The 18,908-nt window shown below is 54.6% G+C and carries 21 protein-coding genes; 7 read left to right on the forward strand and 14 right to left on the reverse strand.

Annotated features, from left to right (window positions below):
* Nucleotides 1-65 precede the first annotated feature (65 nt).
* The gene (gene yacL, locus C7387_RS17720) at nucleotides 66-428 is read left to right on the forward strand and encodes a protein YacL (protein WP_006817173.1); all 363 of its coding nucleotides are present in this window, start codon (nucleotides 66-68) and stop codon (nucleotides 426-428) included.
* Between the two features lie 32 nt (nucleotides 429-460).
* On the opposite strand, the gene speD is transcribed toward yacL, so the two are convergent.
* The 3 genes from speD to C7387_RS17735 all read right to left on the reverse strand — a co-directional run bounded on the left by speD (nucleotide 461) and on the right by C7387_RS17735 (nucleotide 2,579).
* A complete protein-coding gene (gene speD, locus C7387_RS17725) occupies nucleotides 461-1,255 on the reverse strand; it encodes an adenosylmethionine decarboxylase (protein ID WP_006817174.1) in 795 nt (264 codons plus the stop codon).
* A gap of 15 nt (nucleotides 1,256-1,270) precedes the next feature.
* Nucleotides 1,271-2,137, reverse strand: a complete 867-nt coding sequence (speE, locus tag C7387_RS17730) for a polyamine aminopropyltransferase (RefSeq protein WP_038252118.1) — start codon at nucleotides 2,135-2,137, stop codon at nucleotides 1,271-1,273.
* A 94-nt stretch (nucleotides 2,138-2,231) separates the two neighbouring features.
* Nucleotides 2,232-2,579: a YacC family pilotin-like protein gene (locus C7387_RS17735; protein ID WP_038252117.1), complete on the reverse strand. Its 348-nt coding sequence runs from the start codon at nucleotides 2,577-2,579 to the stop codon at nucleotides 2,232-2,234.
* Between the two features lie 145 nt (nucleotides 2,580-2,724).
* On the opposite strand from C7387_RS17735, the gene cueO reads away from it, so the two are divergent.
* Nucleotides 2,725-4,323: a multicopper oxidase CueO gene (gene cueO, locus C7387_RS17740; RefSeq protein WP_006817177.1), complete on the forward strand. Its 1,599-nt coding sequence runs from the start codon at nucleotides 2,725-2,727 to the stop codon at nucleotides 4,321-4,323.
* A gap of 89 nt (nucleotides 4,324-4,412) precedes the next feature.
* On the opposite strand, the gene C7387_RS17745 is transcribed toward cueO, so the two are convergent.
* Nucleotides 4,413-6,803 carry a glucose/quinate/shikimate family membrane-bound PQQ-dependent dehydrogenase gene (locus C7387_RS17745; RefSeq protein ID WP_120817197.1) on the reverse strand — a complete coding sequence of 797 codons (2,391 nt, stop codon included), beginning with the start codon at nucleotides 6,801-6,803 and terminating at the stop codon, nucleotides 4,413-4,415.
* Between the two features lie 205 nt (nucleotides 6,804-7,008).
* Here C7387_RS17745 and hpt point away from each other — a divergent pair, with 205 nt between their 5' ends.
* Entirely contained in the window at nucleotides 7,009-7,545 is a 537-nt protein-coding gene (hpt, locus tag C7387_RS17750) for a hypoxanthine phosphoribosyltransferase (RefSeq protein ID WP_166791138.1), read from the forward strand.
* 26 nt (nucleotides 7,546-7,571) lie between these two features.
* Here hpt and can read toward each other — a convergent pair whose 3' ends face one another.
* Nucleotides 7,572-8,234: a carbonate dehydratase gene (can, locus tag C7387_RS17755; protein ID WP_038252115.1), complete on the reverse strand. Its 663-nt coding sequence runs from the start codon at nucleotides 8,232-8,234 to the stop codon at nucleotides 7,572-7,574.
* 106 nt (nucleotides 8,235-8,340) lie between these two features.
* On the opposite strand from can, the gene C7387_RS17760 reads away from it, so the two are divergent.
* From C7387_RS17760 to C7387_RS17775, 4 genes are all read left to right on the forward strand, one after another.
* Nucleotides 8,341-9,267, forward strand: coding sequence for an ABC transporter ATP-binding protein (locus C7387_RS17760; RefSeq protein ID WP_006817181.1), 927 nt, complete (start codon nucleotides 8,341-8,343; stop codon nucleotides 9,265-9,267).
* Complete coding sequence (locus C7387_RS17765) at nucleotides 9,264-10,034, forward strand: ABC transporter permease (protein ID WP_006817182.1); 771 nt, start codon at nucleotides 9,264-9,266, stop codon at nucleotides 10,032-10,034. Before C7387_RS17760 ends, C7387_RS17765 begins: the two co-directional genes overlap by 4 nt.
* A 113-nt stretch (nucleotides 10,035-10,147) precedes the next feature.
* Nucleotides 10,148-10,588 (forward strand): PTS sugar transporter subunit IIA, encoded by a 441-nt coding sequence (locus tag C7387_RS17770; protein ID WP_120817198.1) that lies wholly within the window; start codon nucleotides 10,148-10,150, stop codon nucleotides 10,586-10,588.
* Nucleotides 10,589-10,651: 63 nt separating this feature from the next.
* Nucleotides 10,652-11,899 carry a polysaccharide deacetylase family protein gene (locus C7387_RS17775; protein WP_006817184.1) on the forward strand — a complete coding sequence of 416 codons (1,248 nt, stop codon included), beginning with the start codon at nucleotides 10,652-10,654 and terminating at the stop codon, nucleotides 11,897-11,899.
* A gap of 2 nt (nucleotides 11,900-11,901) precedes the next feature.
* Here the strand turns inward: C7387_RS17775 and panD are convergent, their stop codons facing one another.
* The 9 genes from panD to thpR all read right to left on the reverse strand — a co-directional run bounded on the left by panD (nucleotide 11,902) and on the right by thpR (nucleotide 18,899).
* The gene (panD, locus tag C7387_RS17780; RefSeq protein ID WP_006817185.1) at nucleotides 11,902-12,282 is read right to left on the reverse strand and encodes an aspartate 1-decarboxylase; all 381 of its coding nucleotides are present in this window, start codon (nucleotides 12,280-12,282) and stop codon (nucleotides 11,902-11,904) included.
* Nucleotides 12,283-12,394: 112 nt separating this feature from the next.
* Nucleotides 12,395-13,249, reverse strand: a complete 855-nt coding sequence (panC, locus tag C7387_RS17785; protein WP_038252112.1) for a pantoate--beta-alanine ligase — start codon at nucleotides 13,247-13,249, stop codon at nucleotides 12,395-12,397.
* A gap of 11 nt (nucleotides 13,250-13,260) precedes the next feature.
* A complete protein-coding gene (gene panB, locus C7387_RS17790) occupies nucleotides 13,261-14,052 on the reverse strand; it encodes a 3-methyl-2-oxobutanoate hydroxymethyltransferase (protein ID WP_038252111.1) in 792 nt (263 codons plus the stop codon).
* A 65-nt stretch (nucleotides 14,053-14,117) separates the two neighbouring features.
* The gene (folK, locus tag C7387_RS17795) at nucleotides 14,118-14,597 is read right to left on the reverse strand and encodes a 2-amino-4-hydroxy-6-hydroxymethyldihydropteridine diphosphokinase (RefSeq protein WP_006817189.1); all 480 of its coding nucleotides are present in this window, start codon (nucleotides 14,595-14,597) and stop codon (nucleotides 14,118-14,120) included.
* On the reverse strand, nucleotides 14,594-15,988 hold the full coding sequence (pcnB, locus tag C7387_RS17800) for a polynucleotide adenylyltransferase PcnB (protein WP_209319619.1): 1,395 nt from the start codon (nucleotides 15,986-15,988) through the stop codon (nucleotides 14,594-14,596). The genes folK and pcnB overlap by 4 nt, the downstream gene beginning before the upstream one ends.
* Before the next feature lie 95 nt (nucleotides 15,989-16,083).
* Nucleotides 16,084-16,974, reverse strand: coding sequence for a tRNA glutamyl-Q(34) synthetase GluQRS (gene gluQRS / locus C7387_RS17805; RefSeq protein ID WP_038252110.1), 891 nt, complete (start codon nucleotides 16,972-16,974; stop codon nucleotides 16,084-16,086).
* Between the two features lie 57 nt (nucleotides 16,975-17,031).
* Entirely contained in the window at nucleotides 17,032-17,487 is a 456-nt protein-coding gene (dksA, locus tag C7387_RS17810) for an RNA polymerase-binding protein DksA (RefSeq protein WP_001155227.1), read from the reverse strand.
* A 165-nt stretch (nucleotides 17,488-17,652) separates the two neighbouring features.
* Nucleotides 17,653-18,357 (reverse strand): DNA/RNA nuclease SfsA, encoded by a 705-nt coding sequence (sfsA, locus tag C7387_RS17815; protein ID WP_038252105.1) that lies wholly within the window; start codon nucleotides 18,355-18,357, stop codon nucleotides 17,653-17,655.
* Between the two features lie 11 nt (nucleotides 18,358-18,368).
* Entirely contained in the window at nucleotides 18,369-18,899 is a 531-nt protein-coding gene (gene thpR, locus C7387_RS17820) for an RNA 2',3'-cyclic phosphodiesterase (RefSeq protein ID WP_120817199.1), read from the reverse strand.
* Between the last annotated feature and the right edge of the window lie 9 nt (nucleotides 18,900-18,908).

The following is an 18,908-nucleotide window of genomic DNA, read 5'->3' on the forward strand; positions in this document are numbered from 1 at the left end:
GTTCCGCTTTTTTTCTTCCTCTCTGCTGCGATAATTAACGTAATGGCTTTGCAGAGGAAAACGCTATGGATTACGAATTTCTGCGCGATCTTACCGGTGGGGTGAAGGTGCGGATGTCGATGGGCCACGAGGCCGTAGGCCACTGGTTCAACGAAGAGGTTAAAGACAACCTCGCCCTACTGGAGGAAGTGGAGCAGGCTGCGCAGGCGCTCAAAGGTACCGAACGTTCATGGCAGTGTGCCGGACACGAGTACACCGTGTGGATGGATGGCGAAGAGGTGATGGTACGCGCCAATCAGCTTGAGTTTTCCGGCGACGAGATAGAAGAAGGGATGAGCTATTACGACGAAGAGAGCCTGTCGATGTGCGGCGTTGAAGACTTTCTACAGGTGATCGAGGCTTATCGGGTATTCATTAAACAGAAATAACCATCGCGGAGCGTCCCTGCTCCGCACGGGTTTTACACCGCCGGGATATTCCTGGCGTAGTAGATTTCGCGCATTTCCTTCCACAACAGGTCCGTAATCACCTTCCGTTCTTCTTCCGTCAAATCTTCCGGCTTGGTGTGGAACATGTAGTGCTTAAGGTCGAACTCTTTAAGCAGCATCTTGGTATGGAAAATATTTTCCTGATAGACGTTCACATCTACCATGTCGTACAGCGCCTTCATGTCATCAGACATAAAGTTCTGAATCGAATTAATCTCGTGATCGATAAAGTGCTTCATGCCGTTCACGTCGCGGGTAAAACCGCGCACGCGATAATCGATGGTCACGATATCCGATTCAAGCTGGTGGATAAGGTAATTCAGTGCTTTCAGTGGCGAAATCACGCCGCAGGTAGAGACTTCAATATCCGCGCGGAAGGTGCAAAGACCGCCCTCCGGATGGCTCTCCGGATAGGTATGGACGCAAATATGGCTCTTATCGAGATGGGCCACAACGGCCTCAGGCAGCGGGCCCGGGTGTTCGGTTTTGTCGATAAGCGTAGGATCAATGGGTTCTTCGCTCACCAGGATGGTGACGCTCGCGCCCTGTGGTTCGTAGTCCTGACGGGCAACGTTCAGGATATTTGCCCCGATAATAGAGCAGGTTTCTGACAGAATTTCGGTCAGACGGTTGGCGTTATAGAGTTCGTCGATATAGGCGATATAACCATCTCGCTCTTCCGCTGTTTTGGCGTAGCAGATATCGTAAATACAAAAACTCAGGCTTTTGGTCAGGTTGTTAAAGCCATGTAGTTTCAGCTTTTTCAATTTATTATCATCTCCTTAGGATGACTGTGAAGACAGTGCATCTTGTAAATACTGTGGCAGCGCGAAGGCAGCCGTGTGGATAGCCGGGTTGTAATAACGGCACTTCAGGCCTGCGCTACGAAAACGCGCCTGGATAATTTCCGGGGAAAGATGGCGCAGCGCTTCGTTATCGGTCGCCCATGCAAAGGTCATGATGCCGCCGTAGTAGGTCGGGATCGCCGCCTGATAGAACCCCACATCAGTGAAGTAATGGCTCAGTTTGCGGTGGCTGTCGATGGCTTCATCCTGTTGCAGGAAACAAACACCGTTCTGGGCAACAAAAATCCCACCCGGATTCAGGCAACGCTTGCAGCCTTCATAAAACGCTGAGGTAAACAGGCTCTCACCAGGACCAATAGGGTCGGTACAGTCAGAGATGATGACATCAAACGTTTGTGACGTTTGGTTGACGAAGTTAACCCCGTCGTCGATCACAAGGTTAAAGCGCGGATCGTCGTAGCTTCCGGCATTATGGTTTGGCAGGTACTGGCGGCAGAAAGAGACCACGCCTGCGTCGATTTCTACCATGGTGATGCTTTCGAGCGCGGTGTGGCGGGAGACTTCGCGCAGCATTGCGCCGTCGCCGCCGCCGATGATAAGCACGTGCTTTGCATGGCCGTGAGCCAGCAGCGGAACATGGGTCATCATTTCGTGATAGATAAATTCATCACGTTCGGTGGTTTGCACAACGCCATCCAGCGCCATTACCCGGCCAAATGCCGCGTTCTCGAAGATGATAAGATCCTGATGATCGGTCTTTTCATGGTACAGCACGTTATCAACGGTAAAGTACTGACCAAAGTTGTTGTGCAGCGTTTCGTGCCACAACGGATTGTCGGCCATAGCGGATACCTCCTTTGTTAACACCCCTTCAAAATGGGCGCAACATCATAGCCGACGGCGACCGTGGATGCACGGTCAAACTATCGACAGGAAGTTACTTGACGTAGGCGAGGAGGCTCAGGGAGTCGCGGGCCAGCGCTTTGCATTTTTTTGCAGTGGGAATACGGATCCCGCTCAGGTCGCGATAGCTATCTTCGCCAAGCGCCTTCATGTTGAAGGTGTCGTAGTTACTGAGATCCCACTGGTTTTGCTGAGCAAAAAAGACCAGTGCGCGACGGATTTGCCCGTTGGGTAAATTCTGGTAGCCACAGTCGTTTTTCAGAAAGACAAATACGGCGGTCAGGTCAGCCATATCTTCTGCCTCGGACTCGCTTAACGCGTAGCTGCTGCAGGAGAACGCGAGCAAACTGCCGAGCACCAATGTTCTGAAAAACGTCGTCATTTCTTCTACCTTACATCGCGGATGCTCAACGTTAGCACACTTCATATTTAGCCGCCGATCTTTATTATTATCTTTCTGCTTGACCTTGCCGCAAGGGGAGGGTTTAAGCTCAAACATTCGCCAGCAGAAGAATAAGGAAGTCAGAATGCATCGTCGTGAATTTATCAAACTCACTGCCGCGATTGGCGTTGCCAGCGCATTACCGGCATGGAGCCGTTATGCTTTCGCCGCGCAATACCCGGCGCTTCCGATCCCAGAATTATTGAGCCCCGATGCGGCAGGCCGCGTTACGCTGACCATTCAGGCCGGTAAAACGCAGTTCGGTGCGCATTCTGCCACCACCTGGGGCTATAACGGAAATCTGCTGGGCCCGGCCCTGCAATTGCGTCAGGGCAAAGCGATTACCGTTGATATTCATAACCAGCTTCCACAAGAGACGACCGTTCACTGGCACGGACTGGAAATCCCGGGTGAGGTTGACGGCGGTCCGCAAGGTATCATTCAGCCGGGCGCATCAAGAAGCGTCACGTTTACGCCAACTCAGCAGGCGGCAACCTGCTGGTTCCATCCCCATCAACACGGTAAAACTGGCCGCCAGGTTGCGATGGGGCTGGCGGGTCTGGTACTGATTGAAGACAATGCCATCCGCTCTCTGCTGTTGCCAAAACAGTGGGGCATCGACGACGTGCCGGTCATCGTCCAGGATAAAAAATTTACCGCTGACGGCCAGATTGATTACCAGCTCGACATCATGAGCGCCGCCGTGGGCTGGTTTGGCGATACGCTCCTCACCAACGGCGTGATGTATCCCCAGCATTCGGCGCCGAAAGGCTGGCTGCGTCTGCGGTTGCTCAACGGCTGCAATGCGCGTTCCCTTAACTTTGCCACCAGTGACAACCGCCCGCTGTACGTTATCGCAAGCGACGGCGGCCTGTTGGCCGAACCGGTAAAAGTCACCGAGCTGCCAATGTTGATGGGCGAGCGTTTTGAAGTGCTGGTGGATACCAGCGATGGCAAAGCTTTCGATATCGTTACCCTGCCAGTGAGCCAGATGGGGATGGCGATTACGCCATTCGACAAGGCGCATCCGGTATTGCACGTTCAGCCGCTGGCGATCCCTGCCTCCGGTACTCTACCGGATACGCTGAGCTCAATCCCGGCGCTGCCAGCGTTGGAAGGGCTGACCCAGCGCACTCTGCAGCTCTCTATGGACCCGATGCTCGATATGATGGGTATGCAGGCGCTGATGCAAAAATATGGCAGTCAGGCGATGGGTAATATGGGTCATGGCGGCATGATGGGCAATATGGATCATGGCGATATGATGGGTAAGATGGACCATGGCAGCATGATGGGTCATGGCAATATGGGCCAGATGAACCACGGCGATAAAGGCTTTGATTTCCATAATGCGAACCGCATCAACGGCGTGGCTTTTGATATGAATAAGCCCATGTTCGCGGCAGAAAAAGGGAAGTACGAGCGCTGGCAGATCTCTGGTAAAGGCGACATGATGCTGCACCCGTTCCATATCCACGGCACCCAGTTCCGCATTCTCTCAGAGAACGGTCATGCTCCTGCCGCGCATCGCGCTGGCTGGAAAGATACGGTTCGTGTCGAGGGGGGCGTCAGCGAAGTGCTGGTGAAATTCGAGAATGATGCGCCGAAAGAGCAGATGTACATGGCGCACTGCCATCTGTTAGAGCATGAAGACACCGGGATGATGCTTGGGTTTACGGTGTAGTCTGCTGCGGTTTGAAGCCCTCACCCCGGCAGGGAGTCACCAAACAATCCCCTCTCCCTTAGGGAGAGGGTCAGGGTGAGGGTAAAGATTTACTTCACATCATCCGGCAATGCGTAAGCGACAATATAGTCACCCATCTTCGTTCCGAATGAACCATGACCGCCCGCAGAGATAACAACATACTGCTTGCCATCCACTTCATAGGTCATCGGCGTTGCTTGTCCGCCCGCTGGCAGACGCGCCTGCCACAGTTTCTCCCCGTTGGTCATGTTGTATGCGCGCAGATAGTTGTCTGCGGTCGCCGCGATAAACAACACGTTACCCGCGGTAGAGATTGGGCCACCCAGCATTGGCATCCCCATGTTGAACGGCACCGGAACCGGCATCGGGAACGGCATGCTGTCCTGCGGGGTACCAATACGTTTTTTCCACGCGATCTGGTTGGTTTTCAGATCCAGGGCGGAGATATAACCCCACGCCGGCTGTTTACACGGCAGACCGAACGGTGAAAGGAACGGATTCAGGGTCACGCCAAACGGAACGCCATACTGCGGCTGGATACCGGATTCGGTACCGCTGGCTTTCGCGTCCTTCGGCGGCTCTATCGGGTTGCCCGGCCCGCGTGGGATCAGACGTGAGACAAACGGCAGCGCCATCGGGTTGGCAATCGCCACCTGACGGTCAGGATCAACGGAAATCCCACCCCATTCGAACATCCCCAGGTTACCCGGGAATACCAGCGTGCCCTGCTCAGACGGCGGGGTAAAGATCCCTTCGTAGCGCAGTTTGTGGAACATCACACGGCACACCAGCTGGTCGAACATGGTGGCGCCCCACATGTCCGCATCGGTCAGATCTTTCTTCGGTCGGAAGCTGAGATCGGAGAACGGCTGGGTTGCGGAGACGTGATCACCTTTCGCAGCACCCTGCGGAACCGGTTTTTCCGGCGCCGGGACGACCAGCTTACCGTCACGACGATCGAGAACAAAAATGTTCCCGGTTTTCGCTGGGGCATAAATCACCGGAACGGTTTCGCCTTTCACGGTGATGTCAGCCAGCGTAGGCTGGGAAGGCATGTCCATATCCCACAGATCGTGGTGGACGGTCTGGTAGCTCCAGGCCAGTTTACCGGTGGTCGCGTTCAGCGCCAGAATCGCGCTCGCATAGCGTTCCTGCTCCGGCGTGCGGTAACCGCCCCAGATATCCGGCGTGGTAACGCCCATCGGGAGGTACACCAGATCAAGCTTCGCATCGTAGGCCGCAGGTGCCCAGGAGTTCGGCGAGTTCAGGGTGTAGTGGTGTTCGTCTTCCGGGATCGCGTTCGGATCTTTTGCACCCGGATCGAAGGCCCACAGCAGCTTACCGCTGTTAACGTCAAAACCACGGATAACGCCGGACGGCTCGCGGGTTGAGAAGTTATCGGTGACAGCACCTGCAATAACGATGGTTTTGTCGGTCACGATCGGTGGGGAAGTGGGTTCATACATCCCCGGCGTGGTCACCGGCTGGTTGGTTTGCAGGTTGAGGATCCCTTTGTTTGCAAAGGTTTCACACAGCTTACCGGTATCCGCATTGAGCGCAAACAGACGACCATCGTTCACCGGCAGCAGAATGCGGCGCGGACAGTCAGCCACCACATCCGCAGGGGCGTTTGCTGGCGTGGCCTCGTGGTAAGAGACACCACGACAGGTGACGTGCTGGAAGGATGGGTCAGTGTTGAGCTGCGGATCGAAGTGCCATTTCTCCTGCCCGGTTTTGGCATCCAGCGCGAACAGACGCTGGTGCGCGGTGCACAGATAGAGCATGTTACCGACTTTAATCGGCGTCACTTCGTTAGTGATTTCACCCGGATCGTTAGGCTGCTTCAGATCGCCGGTACGGAATACCCAGGCCTCTTTCAGCTGGTGAACGTTGTCCGCGTTAATTTGCTTCAGCGGGGAGTAGCGCTGCCCCTCCTGATTACGACCATAAGCGGGCCAGTCCTGATCAGCAACGGTAGAAATCGGCGCCGCTGGCGTCACATCGGTGCTCAGCGTGCCGTTGATTTCCTGCGGATCGTGGAAGCCGGCCCAGGTCAGGATGCCACCGCTTATCAGCAGCGCCACCACCAGCGCACATACGGCACCGCCGGAAGGGATGTGCAGACGACGCCAGACAAAGGGCAGAATCAGCCAAATGCCGAAGAACACCAGAATATCGCTGCGCGGCGTCAGCGCCCAGAAGTCGAAACCGACCTCCCACACGCCCCAGACCATCGTGGCGAGCAGCAGAGCGGCGTACAGCCATAGCGCACAGCGCTTACCGCGAAACAGCATGACGGTGACGGCAAGCATCACCAGACCTGCTACGGGGTAGTACCAGGAACCGCCAATCGCGGCCAGCCATACCCCTCCGATTAAAAGATATAGCCCGCAGAATGCTGCAAAGAGGGCCGTTAGCGTCACGAGAATTCGTGATTGTTGAGGTTTTGTTTCTGCCATAGAAAGACACCCACCAAATAGTTAATTTTTTAGTAGCAATTAATTATAGGATTTAACAAGTGTGATCGGAATCACAAATCGAGCTTTATGATCGCATGCACCGTATAAATGGTTTTGCTGGTATACTGTGCCGCTTGCTGATCAATACTGCTGCCACTGGCGGTGATATTGAGTGATTTACTCTTTAAATCAGATGGTTAGTTTAATGAAACATACTGTTGAAGTGATGATCCCGGAAGCGGAGATCAAAGCGCGTATCGCCGAATTAGGTCGTCAGATTACTGAACACTATAAAGATAGCGGCAGTGATATGGTGCTGGTTGGGCTGCTGCGCGGTTCATTTATGTTCATGGCTGACCTGTGCCGCGAAGTACAGGTATCACATGAAGTCGATTTTATGACGGCGTCGAGCTATGGCAGCGGCATGTCCACCACCCGTGATGTAAAAATCCTCAAAGATCTCGACGAGGATATCCGTGGTAAAGACGTGCTGATCGTCGAAGATATTATCGATTCTGGTAATACTCTGTCGAAAGTGCGCGAAATCCTGAGCCTGCGTGAGCCAAAATCCCTTGCCATCTGTACTCTGCTGGACAAACCGTCCCGCCGTGAAGTGGATGTGACCGTGGAATATGTCGGCTTTGCTATTCCGGATGAGTTTGTCGTTGGCTATGGTATCGACTACGCTCAGCGATACCGCCACCTGCCGTACGTCGGCAAAGTGGTCCTGCTGGACGAATAAAAAAAGGCCCCGCGGGGCCTTTTTTGTTATTTATGATTTACATGCTTAAGCTTCAGGTTGGAAATCCCGTGGCGGTAACGCTGCTCCAGGGTAGCGCGGCTGGTGGCGGTCACGTCGAGATCGCGTAACAGGCCATCGTGAATGCCGTAAGCCCAGCCGTGAACCGTGACCTTCTGGCCGCGTTTCCAGGCTGATTGCATAATGGTGGAGTGGCCCAGGTTATAAACCTGCTCCATCACGTTCAGCTCGCACAGGGTGTCGAGACGACGTTCCTGAGGCATTTCGCCCAGCAGTGAGCTGTGTTTGAACCAGATATCACGGATGTGCAGCAGCCAGTTGTCGATGAGGCCGAGTTCCGGATTCTCTACAGCCGCCTGTACGCCACCGCAGCCATAGTGGCCACAGATGATGATGTGCTCGACTTCCAGCACATCAACCGCGTACTGCACCACGGAGAGGCAGTTCAGGTCAGTGTGAATGACGAGGTTGGCGACGTTACGGTGAACAAAGAGTTCACCCGGCTCCAGACCCGTAAGGCGTTCAGCGGGAACGCGGCTGTCGGAACATCCAATCCATAGAAAGCGTGGTTTCTGCGCTTGTGCCAGTTTCTCAAAAAAACCGGGATCCTCTTCCACCAGCATTTTTGACCATAGTGCATTATTGCTGATGAGTGTATCTATATCTTTCATGGAGGTTAACGACCTGTAACCAAGTAAGTGCGTTGCGCTAATATAGGTCAACTCCATCATTTTTAAAACCACACATCGAGTGTCACAACACGATAAGAGACATTTAATGACCATTGCTCTGGAACTAAAACAGCTTAAAAAGACCTATCCGGGCGGCGTTCAGGCGCTGCGTGGTATCGATCTTAGTGTTGAAGCTGGTGACTTTTACGCGCTGCTTGGGCCGAACGGCGCAGGCAAATCAACCACCATCGGCATCATCAGTTCGCTGGTGAACAAAACTTCCGGCAGCGTGAGCGTATTTGGCTACGATCTGGGCAAGGACGTGGTCAACGCCAAACGCCAGCTGGGGCTGGTGCCGCAGGAGTTTAACTTCAACCCGTTCGAGACCGTTCAGCAGATCGTGGTGAACCAGGCGGGTTACTACGGCGTTGAGCGAAAAGAAGCCGTCGAACGTAGCGAAAAATACCTAAAACAGCTCGATCTGTGGGAAAAGCGTGGTGAACGTGCACGTATGCTTTCCGGTGGGATGAAGCGGCGCCTGATGATTGCTCGTGCGCTGATGCATGAGCCAAAACTGCTGATCCTCGACGAACCGACCGCCGGGGTGGATATCGAACTGCGTCGCTCTATGTGGGGGTTCCTGAAGGATCTCAACGACAAGGGCACCACCATCATTTTAACCACCCACTACCTGGAAGAGGCTGAAATGCTGTGCCGTAACATCGGCATCATTCAGCACGGAGAGTTAGTGGAAAATACCTCGATGAAAAATCTGCTCTCAAAGCTTAAATCGGAGACCTTCATCCTCGATCTGGCCCCGAAAAGCCCGCTGCCGAAGCTCGACGGCTATCAGTACCGGCTGGTCGATACTTCCACGCTTGAAGTGGAAGTGTTGCGCGAGCAGGGCATTAACAGCGTCTTTAGCCAGCTCAGCGCGCAGGGTGTTCAGGTATTAAGTATGCGTAACAAAGCCAACCGTCTGGAAGAGCTGTTTGTGTCGCTGGTGAATGTGAAACAAGGAGAGCAGGCATGATGCAGCTTTATTGGGTCGCCCTGAAAAGTATCTGGGCGAAAGAGATCCAGCGCTTTATGCGTATCTGGATCCAGACGTTGGTGCCGCCGGTTATCACCATGACGCTCTATTTCATCATCTTCGGTAATCTGATTGGTTCACGAATTGGCGAGATGCATGGTTTTACCTACATGCAGTTCATCGTGCCGGGGCTTATCATGATGGCGGTGATCACCAACGCCTATGCCAACGTAGCTTCGTCGTTTTTCAGCGCGAAATTCCAGCGTAACATTGAAGAACTGCTGGTGGCTCCGGTGCCAACCCATGTCATCATTGCCGGGTACGTCGGCGGCGGCGTGGCGCGCGGCCTGTGCGTTGGCATTCTGGTGACGGCAATTTCGCTGTTCTTCGTGCCGTTCCAGGTTCACTCCTGGCTGTTCGTCGGACTGACGCTGCTGCTGACGGCGGTGCTGTTCTCTCTGGCGGGGTTGTTGAATGCGGTGTTTGCTAAAACCTTCGACGATATCAGCCTTATCCCGACGTTCGTACTGACGCCGCTGACCTATCTTGGCGGGGTATTTTACTCGCTGACGCTGCTGCCACCGTTCTGGCAGGCGCTGTCGCACCTGAACCCGATTGTCTACATGATCAGTGGTTTCCGCTTCGGCTTCCTCGGTATTAGCGATGTGCCGCTGGCAACCACCGTGGGGGTTCTGGTGGTCTTTATCGCCGCGTTTTACCTGCTCTGCTGGTATCTCATCCAGAAAGGACGCGGTCTGCGCAGCTAGACCCTTCGCCCGGCGGCTCGTCGCTGCCGGGCAACACTCCGCCGAAGTTTGACTTTTATCACCCCATCCGAATATTCACCCGGCTAAACTACATGTCTGCTAAGGAGACTTGTATGCTAGGTTGGGTTATTGCCTGTCATGACGACCGCGCACAGGAAATCATGGATCGCCTCGAAAAAAAGTTTGGGCCGCTGACGCAATGTCGGGCGGTGAATTACTGGCGTGGGCTTAGCGCTAACATGCTGAGTCGGATGATGTGCGATGCACTGCACCACACAGATTCAGGCGATGGGGTGATTTTTCTCACTGATATTCCCGGGGCGGCACCGTACCGTGTAGCATCGTTGATGAGCCACAAGCACAGCCATTGCGAAGTGATCTCCGGTGTCTATTATTCATTGTTGGAGCGAATGTATTCGCAGCGGGAGACCTTATCCAGCGAAGCCTTTCGCGATGCGATTGTTGCCAGTGGGGCGCCCGAGGTCAGCAGTCTGTGGCATCAGCAGCAGAAAAATCCACCCTTCGTGTTACTTCATGATTTGTACGCTGATTAACCATTGGTATTGATAGCGCTTTTGCTACAATAGCGGCAGTTTTCGCTGCCCGGTCAATCGTGTATGTTAACTCGTCTTGTCTTTGTCCTGCTGCTGGTGGTTTCTGGCAGCGCCAGTGCCACTCTTCTCAACCAGCCTGAGCTGTCCGCTCGTTATATGCAAACGACGGAAGATGCCACTATCTGGGCGAAAATCGGCAATCGGGTCGTCACGGTGGGTAACGTGCGCGGCGGGCAGATCCTGGCAGTAAAAACCACGAACGCGGATTACTATGAATTCAGCTTCGGTTTTGGTACCGGCTATATCGATAAAGGGCATCTGGAGCCGGTGCAGGGCGGCCTGCGGGTACAGGATAACCTCGGTGACCTGAACAAGCCGCTCAGCAATCAGAACCTGCTGACCTGGCGTGATACCCCTGTTTATAACGAGCCGCGAAATACCAGCGTTCCGTTTGGCGTACTGGCAGACAATCTGCGCTACCCCATTATCAGCAAACTAAAAGACCGCCTGAACCAGACCTGGTATCAGATCCGTATTGGCGATCGCCTGGCGTGGGTCAGTAGCCTGGATGCACAGCAGGACAACGGTGTGCCGATCCTCACTTATCACCATATTCTGCGTGATGAAGAGAATACGCGCTTTCGCCATACTTCTACCACCACCTCGGTACGTGCGTTTAGTAACCAGATGACCTGGCTTCGCGATCAGGGCTACACCACGCTGACCATGTATCAGCTGGAAGGTTATTTGCGTAATAAACTCAATATTCCTGCCCGCTCGGTGGTGATTACCTTTGACGATGGTCTGAAGTCGGTCAACCGCTACGCCTGGCCGATTCTCGAGGAGTATGGTTTTAAGGCGACTGCGTTTATTATTTCGTCGCGGATTAAAATCCACCCACAAAAATGGGATCCAAAATCGCTGCAGTTTATGAGCATTTCTGAGCTACGAAGCATTCAGAACGTGTTTGATATCCAGTCGCACACCCATTTTCTGCATCGGGTGGACAACCAGCATCGTCCGATTCTGTTGAGCCGTAGCTACCACAACATTCTGTTTGATTTTGAACGCTCACGCCGTGCGCTGGGGCAGTTCAACCCTCACGTGCTGTATCTCTCTTATCCGTTTGGCGGCTACGACGATAATGCGCTGAAAGCGGCGAATGATGCCGGTTTCCACATGGCGGTGACGACGGTGAAAGGGAAGGTAAAACCGGGGGATAATCTGTTCTTACTGAAGCGCCTGTATATTCTGAGAACCGATTCACTGGAGACCATGTCGCGGCTGATCAGCAATCAGCCGCAGGGGTAGAGTTACGCGACCTGAACCGGAATCGCTTTGGCGGTGCGCTTCATCTCGTTTTCGCCTTCAAAGTAGGCGACTTTCGGCTGCCAGCGGCGGGCCTCTTCGTCTGACATCATGACGAAGCTTGCGATAATCACAATATCGCCCACGTCGGCACAGTGCGCTGCCGCACCGTTCACGGAGATAATTTTAGAACCGCGCTCTGCCGCAATGGCATAGGTGGAGAAGCGTTTGCCGTTGTTCACGTTCCAGATATCAATCGCTTCGTTTTCAAGAATTCCTGCCGCATCGAGAAAATCCTGGTCAATGGCACAGGAACCTTCGTAGTGCAGGTCGGCCTGAGTCACTGTCACACGGTGAAGCTTACCTTGCAGCATTTTGCGAATCATTACGTCTACCTTTAATCATCATGCATTACCCTCTCCGCAGGAGAGGGTCGGGTGAAGGGATATATTCCCGGAGCCTGTATGCGCGCAGTATTGCCCGATTTTTAGTCGGTGTCTACTGGCCGAGCTCAACCACTTTATTATCAATCAGGCGAGCCTGACCAAGCCAGGCGGCAACGAGGATAACCGCACGTTTGCTGGTGTCAGAAACCTCCAGCAGCGTATCGGCATCGCGAATTTGCACTTCATCGCTGCGAAAGCCCTTATCGTTCAGTTCCTGTTCTCCAAGTGCGATCAGCTCGTCAAAATCACGCTCGCCGGCCTGCAGTTTTTCGGCAATACCGTTCATCACCTTGCTGATGCCCGGCGCGATTTTACGCTCGGCCGCGGTGAGATAACCGTTGCGTGAGCTCAGGGCCAGACCATCTTTGGCGCGGACAATCGGCACGCCGATAATCTCGATGTCGTAGCCCATATCCGCCACCATCTTGCGAATAAGCGCCAGCTGCTGGAAATCTTTTTCGCCAAAGCAGGCAACGTCTGGCTGCACCAGGTTAAAGAGCTTGCTGACAATAGTCGACACGCCGCGGAAATGGCCCGGACGGCTCGCGCCCTCCAGCATGGTAGAAAGACCTGGAACATCGACGTAGGTTTGCGTATCGGTACCCAGCGGATAAATATCGGCCGGAGCAGGCGCGAAAATAAAATCCACTTTACGCTTGTTGAGCTTCTCGCTGTCTTCCTGCAGGGTGCGCGGGTAGCGCGCCAGATCTTCTGGTCGGTCGAACTGCATCGGGTTCACGAAAATGCTCACCACCACCACATCAGCACAGGCTTTTGCCTCATCGACAAGCTTCATATGGCCATCGTGAAGGTTGCCCATGGTGGGAACCAGCGCAATACGTTTACCTTCCTGGCGCAGACGACGGATATGCTGACGCAGCAGCGGAAGGGTTTCGATAATCAACACAACAAGACTCCTTAATGGAAACTGTGTTCTTCGCCCGGATACGCACCGGACTCGACGTCAGTCATATACTGCCGCACCGCGGCGCGCATGTCGCCCGTTTGTTCGAGGAAATTCTTCGCAAATTTCGGGATATGCCCGCCGGTGATGCCGAAGGCGTCATGCATCACCAGGATCTGTCCGTCGGTGACGTTACCCGCGCCGATGCCAATCACCGGAATACGCAGCGCTTCGGTGACGCGTTTAGCCAGTTCTACCGGCACGCACTCCAGCACCAGCAGCTGTGCCCCGGCGGCTTCCAGCGCCAGCGCATCATCCAGCAGCGTCTGCGCTGCATCACCGCGCCCCTGTACCTTGTAGCCGCCGAAGATGTTGACCGACTGCGGGGTGAGGCCAAGGTGACCGCACACCGGCACCGCGCGCTCGGTGAGCATTTTAACGGTCTCGACCAGCCATGCGCCGCCTTCAATCTTGACCATATTGGCACCGGCACGCATTACCGCGGCGGCATTGGTGAACGCCTCTTGCGGGGTTGCGTAGGCCATAAACGGCAGGTCAGCGAGCAGCAGGCAGTACGGCGCACCGCGACGTACGGCGCGAGTATGATAAGCAATGTCTTCTACCGTGACCGGCAGGGTGGTGTCGTGTCCCTGGACCGTCATCCCAAGAGAATCACCGACCAGCATCACGTTCAGACCTTCGTCAGCGAACAGTTTGGCGAAGCTGTAGTCGTAAGCGGTAATGGTCGCGAAGCGTTTCTTTTCCTGTTTGTATTTCTGCAACAGGGAAATCGTGGTTGGTTTCATAGGAGTTCCTGATTACTAAGGCCGAATCTTGCGGCATTGTATCAGCAACTCCCGGGGGGACAAGTTTACCAGTGGGCAGGTTGTGCGCTATTCAGCTGTTTCAGGATGGCGGCAAGGGTTGTGCCGTCCGGGAAGGTGAGTTCAGGCGCGATTTCAAACAGCGGCCAGAGCATAAAGCCACGGTTTTTCATGTCGTAATGCGGCACGGTCAGGCGCGGGGTGTCCAGAACCTGCTGGCCAAAGAGCATGATATCGAGATCGAGGGTGCGTGGCCCCCAGCGTTCGGCTTTACGAACGCGACCCTGCTGCAGCTCAATGCGCTGCGTGTTATCCAGCAGCGCTTCTGGGGACAGGGCGGTTTCCAGCGCCACGGCGGCGTTCAGGTAATCGGGTTGATCCTGCGGCCCCAGCGGCGGTGTACGATAAAACGAGGAGAGCGCAACGACGCGGCTCTCCGGGATTTCGCCCAGTGCGGCAATGGCAGCGTTAACCTGGTCCAGCGGTGAGGCCAGATTGCTGCCGAGTGCGATATAAACCAGACTCACGCGCTGCCCTGACGCGGTGCGCGTTTACGTGGGCGGCGATGACGGCGGCGAGCGGCGGGCTCATCGCCCAAATCGTCCAGCATATCTTTCTGCGTCGGTGGCGCGGAGACCTGGAACTCACCCCACCACTGCGCCAGGCGCTGCAGTTCGGCGTTGCTCTCGGCTTCGGCGCGCAGTGCCAGCAGATCGTAGGCGGCACGGAATTTCGGATGCTCCATCAGCTTCCAGGCGCGTTTACCCTGACGGCGAGACATGCGCAGCTGCAGCTGCCAGATATCACGAACCAGCGTAGTAATGCGTTTCGGGATCGCAATTGAGCGACAGGCTTCGTCCAGCACATCGTTTGCGGCCAGGGCGAAGGCATCGTAGTAAGCGAGGCCGCTCTCCTGGGCAATCTTCTGCGCCATTTCCAGCAGCGGATACCAGAACATTGCCGCAAACAGGAACGCCGGGTTAACGCGCATATCGTTGTGAATGCGGTTATCAGTGTTTTTCAGCACCTGGGCAATGATGCGTTCCATCGGGCTGTCGCCATTCTCGGTGAAATAACGCGAGATGGTCGGGAACAGCGGCTGGAACAGATTGCATTCGCGAAGTCCGCGGTAGGTTTCAAAACCGTAACCCGCCTGCAGCAGCTTCAGCGACTCTTCAAACAGACGAGCCGGCGGCACGTCGTTCATCAGCGTTGCCAGGCGTGGAATAGGCTCGGCGGTTTCCGGGCTGATCCGCATGTTCAGCTTGGCGGCAAAACGCACGGCACGCAGCATACGCACCGGGTCTTCACGATAGCGGGTTTCCGGATTGCCAATCAGACGGATGATGCCGTCCTGCAGATCCTGCATACCACCGACGTAATCGCGAACGGTGAAATCCGCCACGCTGTAGTAGAGACTGTTGATGGTGAAATCGCGGCGCTGCGCATCTTCCTCAATGGATCCGAAGATATTATCGCGCAGCAGCATGCCGTTCTGGCCGCGCTGGGAGGTAGCGCGATCGTCAGGCGAGCCATCGTGGTGGCCACGGAACGTCGCCACTTCGATAATTTCAGGGCCGAACATGACGTGAGCCAGGCGGAAGCGACGGCCAACAAGACGGCAGTTGCGGAATAGTTTACGCACCTGGTCTGGCGTTGCGCTGGTTGTCACATCGAAATCTTTTGGTTTTTTGCCCAGCAGTAAATCACGCACACCACCACCTACAAGGTAAGCTTCATAGCCTGCCTTGTTCAGGCGGTAGAGAACCTTGAGGGCATTTTCACTGATATCTTTGCGGGAAATAGCATGCTGCTCACGCGGGATGATAGTCATCCTGGGTCTGGCGACGACGAGTTCAGCCTCGCTCTCCTCACGGCTTAGCACCTTGCGGCAAAAATTAGCGACTCGGGTAAAAATGTTACACCTCGGTAGTTGTATACAGGCTGCGTCCCGTCATTGTGCGAGACCAATGGCGGGACGCAGTCGGGATTCGGACAAAAAATAGCGGCTAATCATAGCTCAGCAAAACGCGTTTGAGAATGATGGATTTCCGGTACCGCCGAAAGATCCCAGTTAGCCACCGCATTTTTAAGCAGCGCTTCAACGCTCATATCCCGCCACTCTTCAATAATATCCTGCTGTAGAAACGCCAGTGCCTTAATCAGCTCGGGACGCGGATCGCCATTCGGCAGCGCCGGGGCATGGTTCTGTTTCGATAGCTTATTGCCATCGTGATTCAGCGCCAGCGGCAGGTGAATATAATCGGGAGCCTGCCAGCCAAAATGGTGATAGAGCGAAATCTGTCGCACGGTCGGTTCGATAAGATCGGCGCCGCGCACAATTTCCGTCACCCCCTGGAAATGGTCGTCGACCACTACCGCCAGGTTATAGGCAAATAAACCGTCGCGGCGATGAATAATAAAATCTTCGCGTGCGAGGGCGGCGTCGGCAGTAATTTCACCGCGTAGCTTATCGTCAAAGCGTAGCACGGGTTGCTGCTGACGCAGGCGTAGCGCTGCATTTTCAGGGCCTAACCCTAAATCACGGCAGTGACCGTCGTAGATGCCGCCGAGGCTCTGAATTCGGGCACGCGTGCAGGCGCAGTAATAGCTAAGCCCTTGCTCAGCAAGCCAGGCAAGCGCGTCGCGGTAGGCGTCGTGTCGCTGGGATTGCCAGAGGACGTCACCATCCCAGTGAAGACCGTAATGTTCCAGCTGACGCAGGATGGACTCTGCCGCACCGGGAACTTCACGTGGAGGATCGATATCTTCGATACGTACCAGCCAGGTACCGTGATTCGCGCGGGCCTGCAGGTAGCTGCCAAGCGCGGCAATTAAAGAGCCGAAGTGTAATTCACCGGAGGGGGATGGCGCAAAGCGCCCAATATAGTGTGATTCAGACATAGTCGTGGTTACAAGGCGGGAGAGACTCCCGCCTTTAGATGGTCTACAGGGCTGGAATTAACCGGCCATCTGTTTTTCGCGGATTTCAGCCAGCGTTTTGCAGTCGATGCACAGATCGGCTGTCGGACGCGCTTCCAGACGGCGGATCCCGATTTCAACACCGCAGGATTCGCAGTAGCCGAAATCTTCGTCTTCGACTTTCTTCAGCGTTTTTTCAATCTTTTTGATCAGTTTGCGCTCGCGGTCACGGTTACGCAGTTCGAGGCTGAACTCTTCTTCCTGTGCGGCACGGTCCACCGGATCCGGGAAGTTAGCAGCTTCATCCTGCATATGAGTAACGGTGCGATCGACTTCATCCCTGAGTTGATTACGCCATGCTTCAAGAATACGTCTGAAGTGCGCCAGCTGGGCTTCGTTCATATACTCTTCGCCCGGTTTCTCTTGATACGGCTCCACCCCAGCGATGGCGAGAATACTCAGGGACGATGTTTTACGGTTTTGCCCTTCTTGCATGTTGCTTCTCCTTAACACGCACTATCGATCCCCAGGTGGGGGAAAAATCAGGCCGCTATAAATAGCAGATGCTTTTCCGGATAGCAATTATCTAAACGTTACACTTGACAACCCTGTGAGGAAAAGCGTATTTGCGCACGCGACCAGCACACTTATTGTTCGTCGTTATAACACGACGGGTATAGGCTCATTGAGAGTCATCATATCGGCAGAAAGTTCCGCTTTAAATGCCAGAATTTCAACCCCTTTGTTTTTTGCCTCATTCAACAATTGCGCGTATTTCGCATCGATGTGGCGCGCAGGTGAAAAACAGGTAATGGCCGAGTGAAGCACTGCAAAAAAAACCACAGCGCGATCGCCTGCGGCTACCACGCTCATGAGCTCCCGAAGATGCTTTTGACCCCTTTCAGTCACCGCGTCCGGGAAATAACCGTACTCATTTTCCGCCAACGTTACCGATTTCACTTCAATATAGCAGTTACGACCGTCATCTGCCTGTAGCAAAAAATCAATTCGACTTCGTTCTTCGCCATATTTTACTTCGCTTTTCAGCACGCTATATCCTGTGAGCGGAGCAATGACATCATTCTGTAATGCTTCTTTCACTAACATATTGGCGCGTAAAGTATTAACACAAATAAAGGCGCCTTGCTGGGTCTGCGTTATTTCCCATGTATGCGCATATTTGCGTTTAGGATTATCCGATGTGGAATACCAGACGGTATCTCCCGGCGTAGCGCAACCGGTCATTGCACCGGTATTGGGGCAGTGCAGGGTGAGGGTTTCGCCCGCTGGCGTCATCACGTCGGCAAGAAAGCGTTTATAGCGTTTGATGAGCGTAGCGGATTGTAATGGGGGCGAAAATTGCATCACGTGTCCTGTTATTCGGTTAATGTCCAGCGCTGAAGCGGGGTGTAACGGGTGCGTCCTTGTGAATACGACGATTCATACAGCACAAACTCGTTCACCGGCACCTGCCAGTGAAAGCCCGGCGGTGGAATGCTTACCGCGTGGCCTGCATCACGCAGCAGAGTAAGGTGCGGGTGAAATGGCTGCGGGCTTTGGTAGCAACCGCTGCGGGCCGCCTGGGCGCGAAGCATACTGGCAAGCTGCAGCAATCCCCGGGGCGGCTGGCAGGTGCCAAGCCACACCACGCGGGATCGTAGCCACTGTCCGGCATCGTCAAGATGCAGGGTAAACCCGGGCTGGTGAATACGTCCGGCCATTGCGGCGAGCGCCTGCTGCTTTTCCGCGCTCACTTCACCTAAAAAGGCCAGCGTGATGTGCAGATTTGCCGCCGCGACCGGGCGGCCGGCTTCGGGCGGAAACTGCCCGGCGCGCCAGCGGACAATCTGTCGTTGAATATTGCCCGGTATTTCAACGGCAAAGAATAGCCGTTTTGGCTCTGACATCTCGGTTTC

It is taken from the genome of Yokenella regensburgei (genome assembly GCF_003634235.1).
Lineage (GTDB): Bacteria > Pseudomonadota > Gammaproteobacteria > Enterobacterales > Enterobacteriaceae > Yokenella > Yokenella regensburgei.

Excerpts from the sequence above, each read along its gene's own strand:
- dksA (WP_001155227.1), bottom strand. The coding sequence starts at position 17,487 with ATGCAAGAAGGGCAAAACCGTAAAACATCGTCCCTGAGTATTCTCGCC.
- C7387_RS17775 (WP_006817184.1), top strand. The coding sequence starts at position 10,652 with ATGTTAACTCGTCTTGTCTTTGTCCTGCTGCTGGTGGTTTCTGGCAGC.
- C7387_RS17765 (WP_006817182.1), top strand. The coding sequence starts at position 9,264 with ATGATGCAGCTTTATTGGGTCGCCCTGAAAAGTATCTGGGCGAAAGAG.
- hpt (WP_166791138.1), top strand. The coding sequence starts at position 7,009 with ATGAAACATACTGTTGAAGTGATGATCCCGGAAGCGGAGATCAAAGCG.
- speE (WP_038252118.1), bottom strand. The coding sequence starts at position 2,137 with ATGGCCGACAATCCGTTGTGGCACGAAACGCTGCACAACAACTTTGGT.
- thpR (WP_120817199.1), bottom strand. The coding sequence starts at position 18,899 with ATGTCAGAGCCAAAACGGCTATTCTTTGCCGTTGAAATACCGGGCAAT.
- gluQRS (WP_038252110.1), bottom strand. The coding sequence starts at position 16,974 with ATGTCTGAATCACACTATATTGGGCGCTTTGCGCCATCCCCCTCCGGT.
- C7387_RS17770 (WP_120817198.1), top strand. The coding sequence starts at position 10,148 with ATGCTAGGTTGGGTTATTGCCTGTCATGACGACCGCGCACAGGAAATC.
- cueO (WP_006817177.1), top strand. The coding sequence starts at position 2,725 with ATGCATCGTCGTGAATTTATCAAACTCACTGCCGCGATTGGCGTTGCC.
- C7387_RS17735 (WP_038252117.1), bottom strand. The coding sequence starts at position 2,579 with ATGACGACGTTTTTCAGAACATTGGTGCTCGGCAGTTTGCTCGCGTTC.
- can (WP_038252115.1), bottom strand. The coding sequence starts at position 8,234 with ATGAAAGATATAGATACACTCATCAGCAATAATGCACTATGGTCAAAA.
- yacL (WP_006817173.1), top strand. The coding sequence starts at position 66 with ATGGATTACGAATTTCTGCGCGATCTTACCGGTGGGGTGAAGGTGCGG.
- panB (WP_038252111.1), bottom strand. The coding sequence starts at position 14,052 with ATGAAACCAACCACGATTTCCCTGTTGCAGAAATACAAACAGGAAAAG.
- C7387_RS17745 (WP_120817197.1), bottom strand. The coding sequence starts at position 6,803 with ATGGCAGAAACAAAACCTCAACAATCACGAATTCTCGTGACGCTAACG.
- panD (WP_006817185.1), bottom strand. The coding sequence starts at position 12,282 with ATGATTCGCAAAATGCTGCAAGGTAAGCTTCACCGTGTGACAGTGACT.
- sfsA (WP_038252105.1), bottom strand. The coding sequence starts at position 18,357 with ATGCAATTTTCGCCCCCATTACAATCCGCTACGCTCATCAAACGCTAT.
- C7387_RS17760 (WP_006817181.1), top strand. The coding sequence starts at position 8,341 with ATGACCATTGCTCTGGAACTAAAACAGCTTAAAAAGACCTATCCGGGC.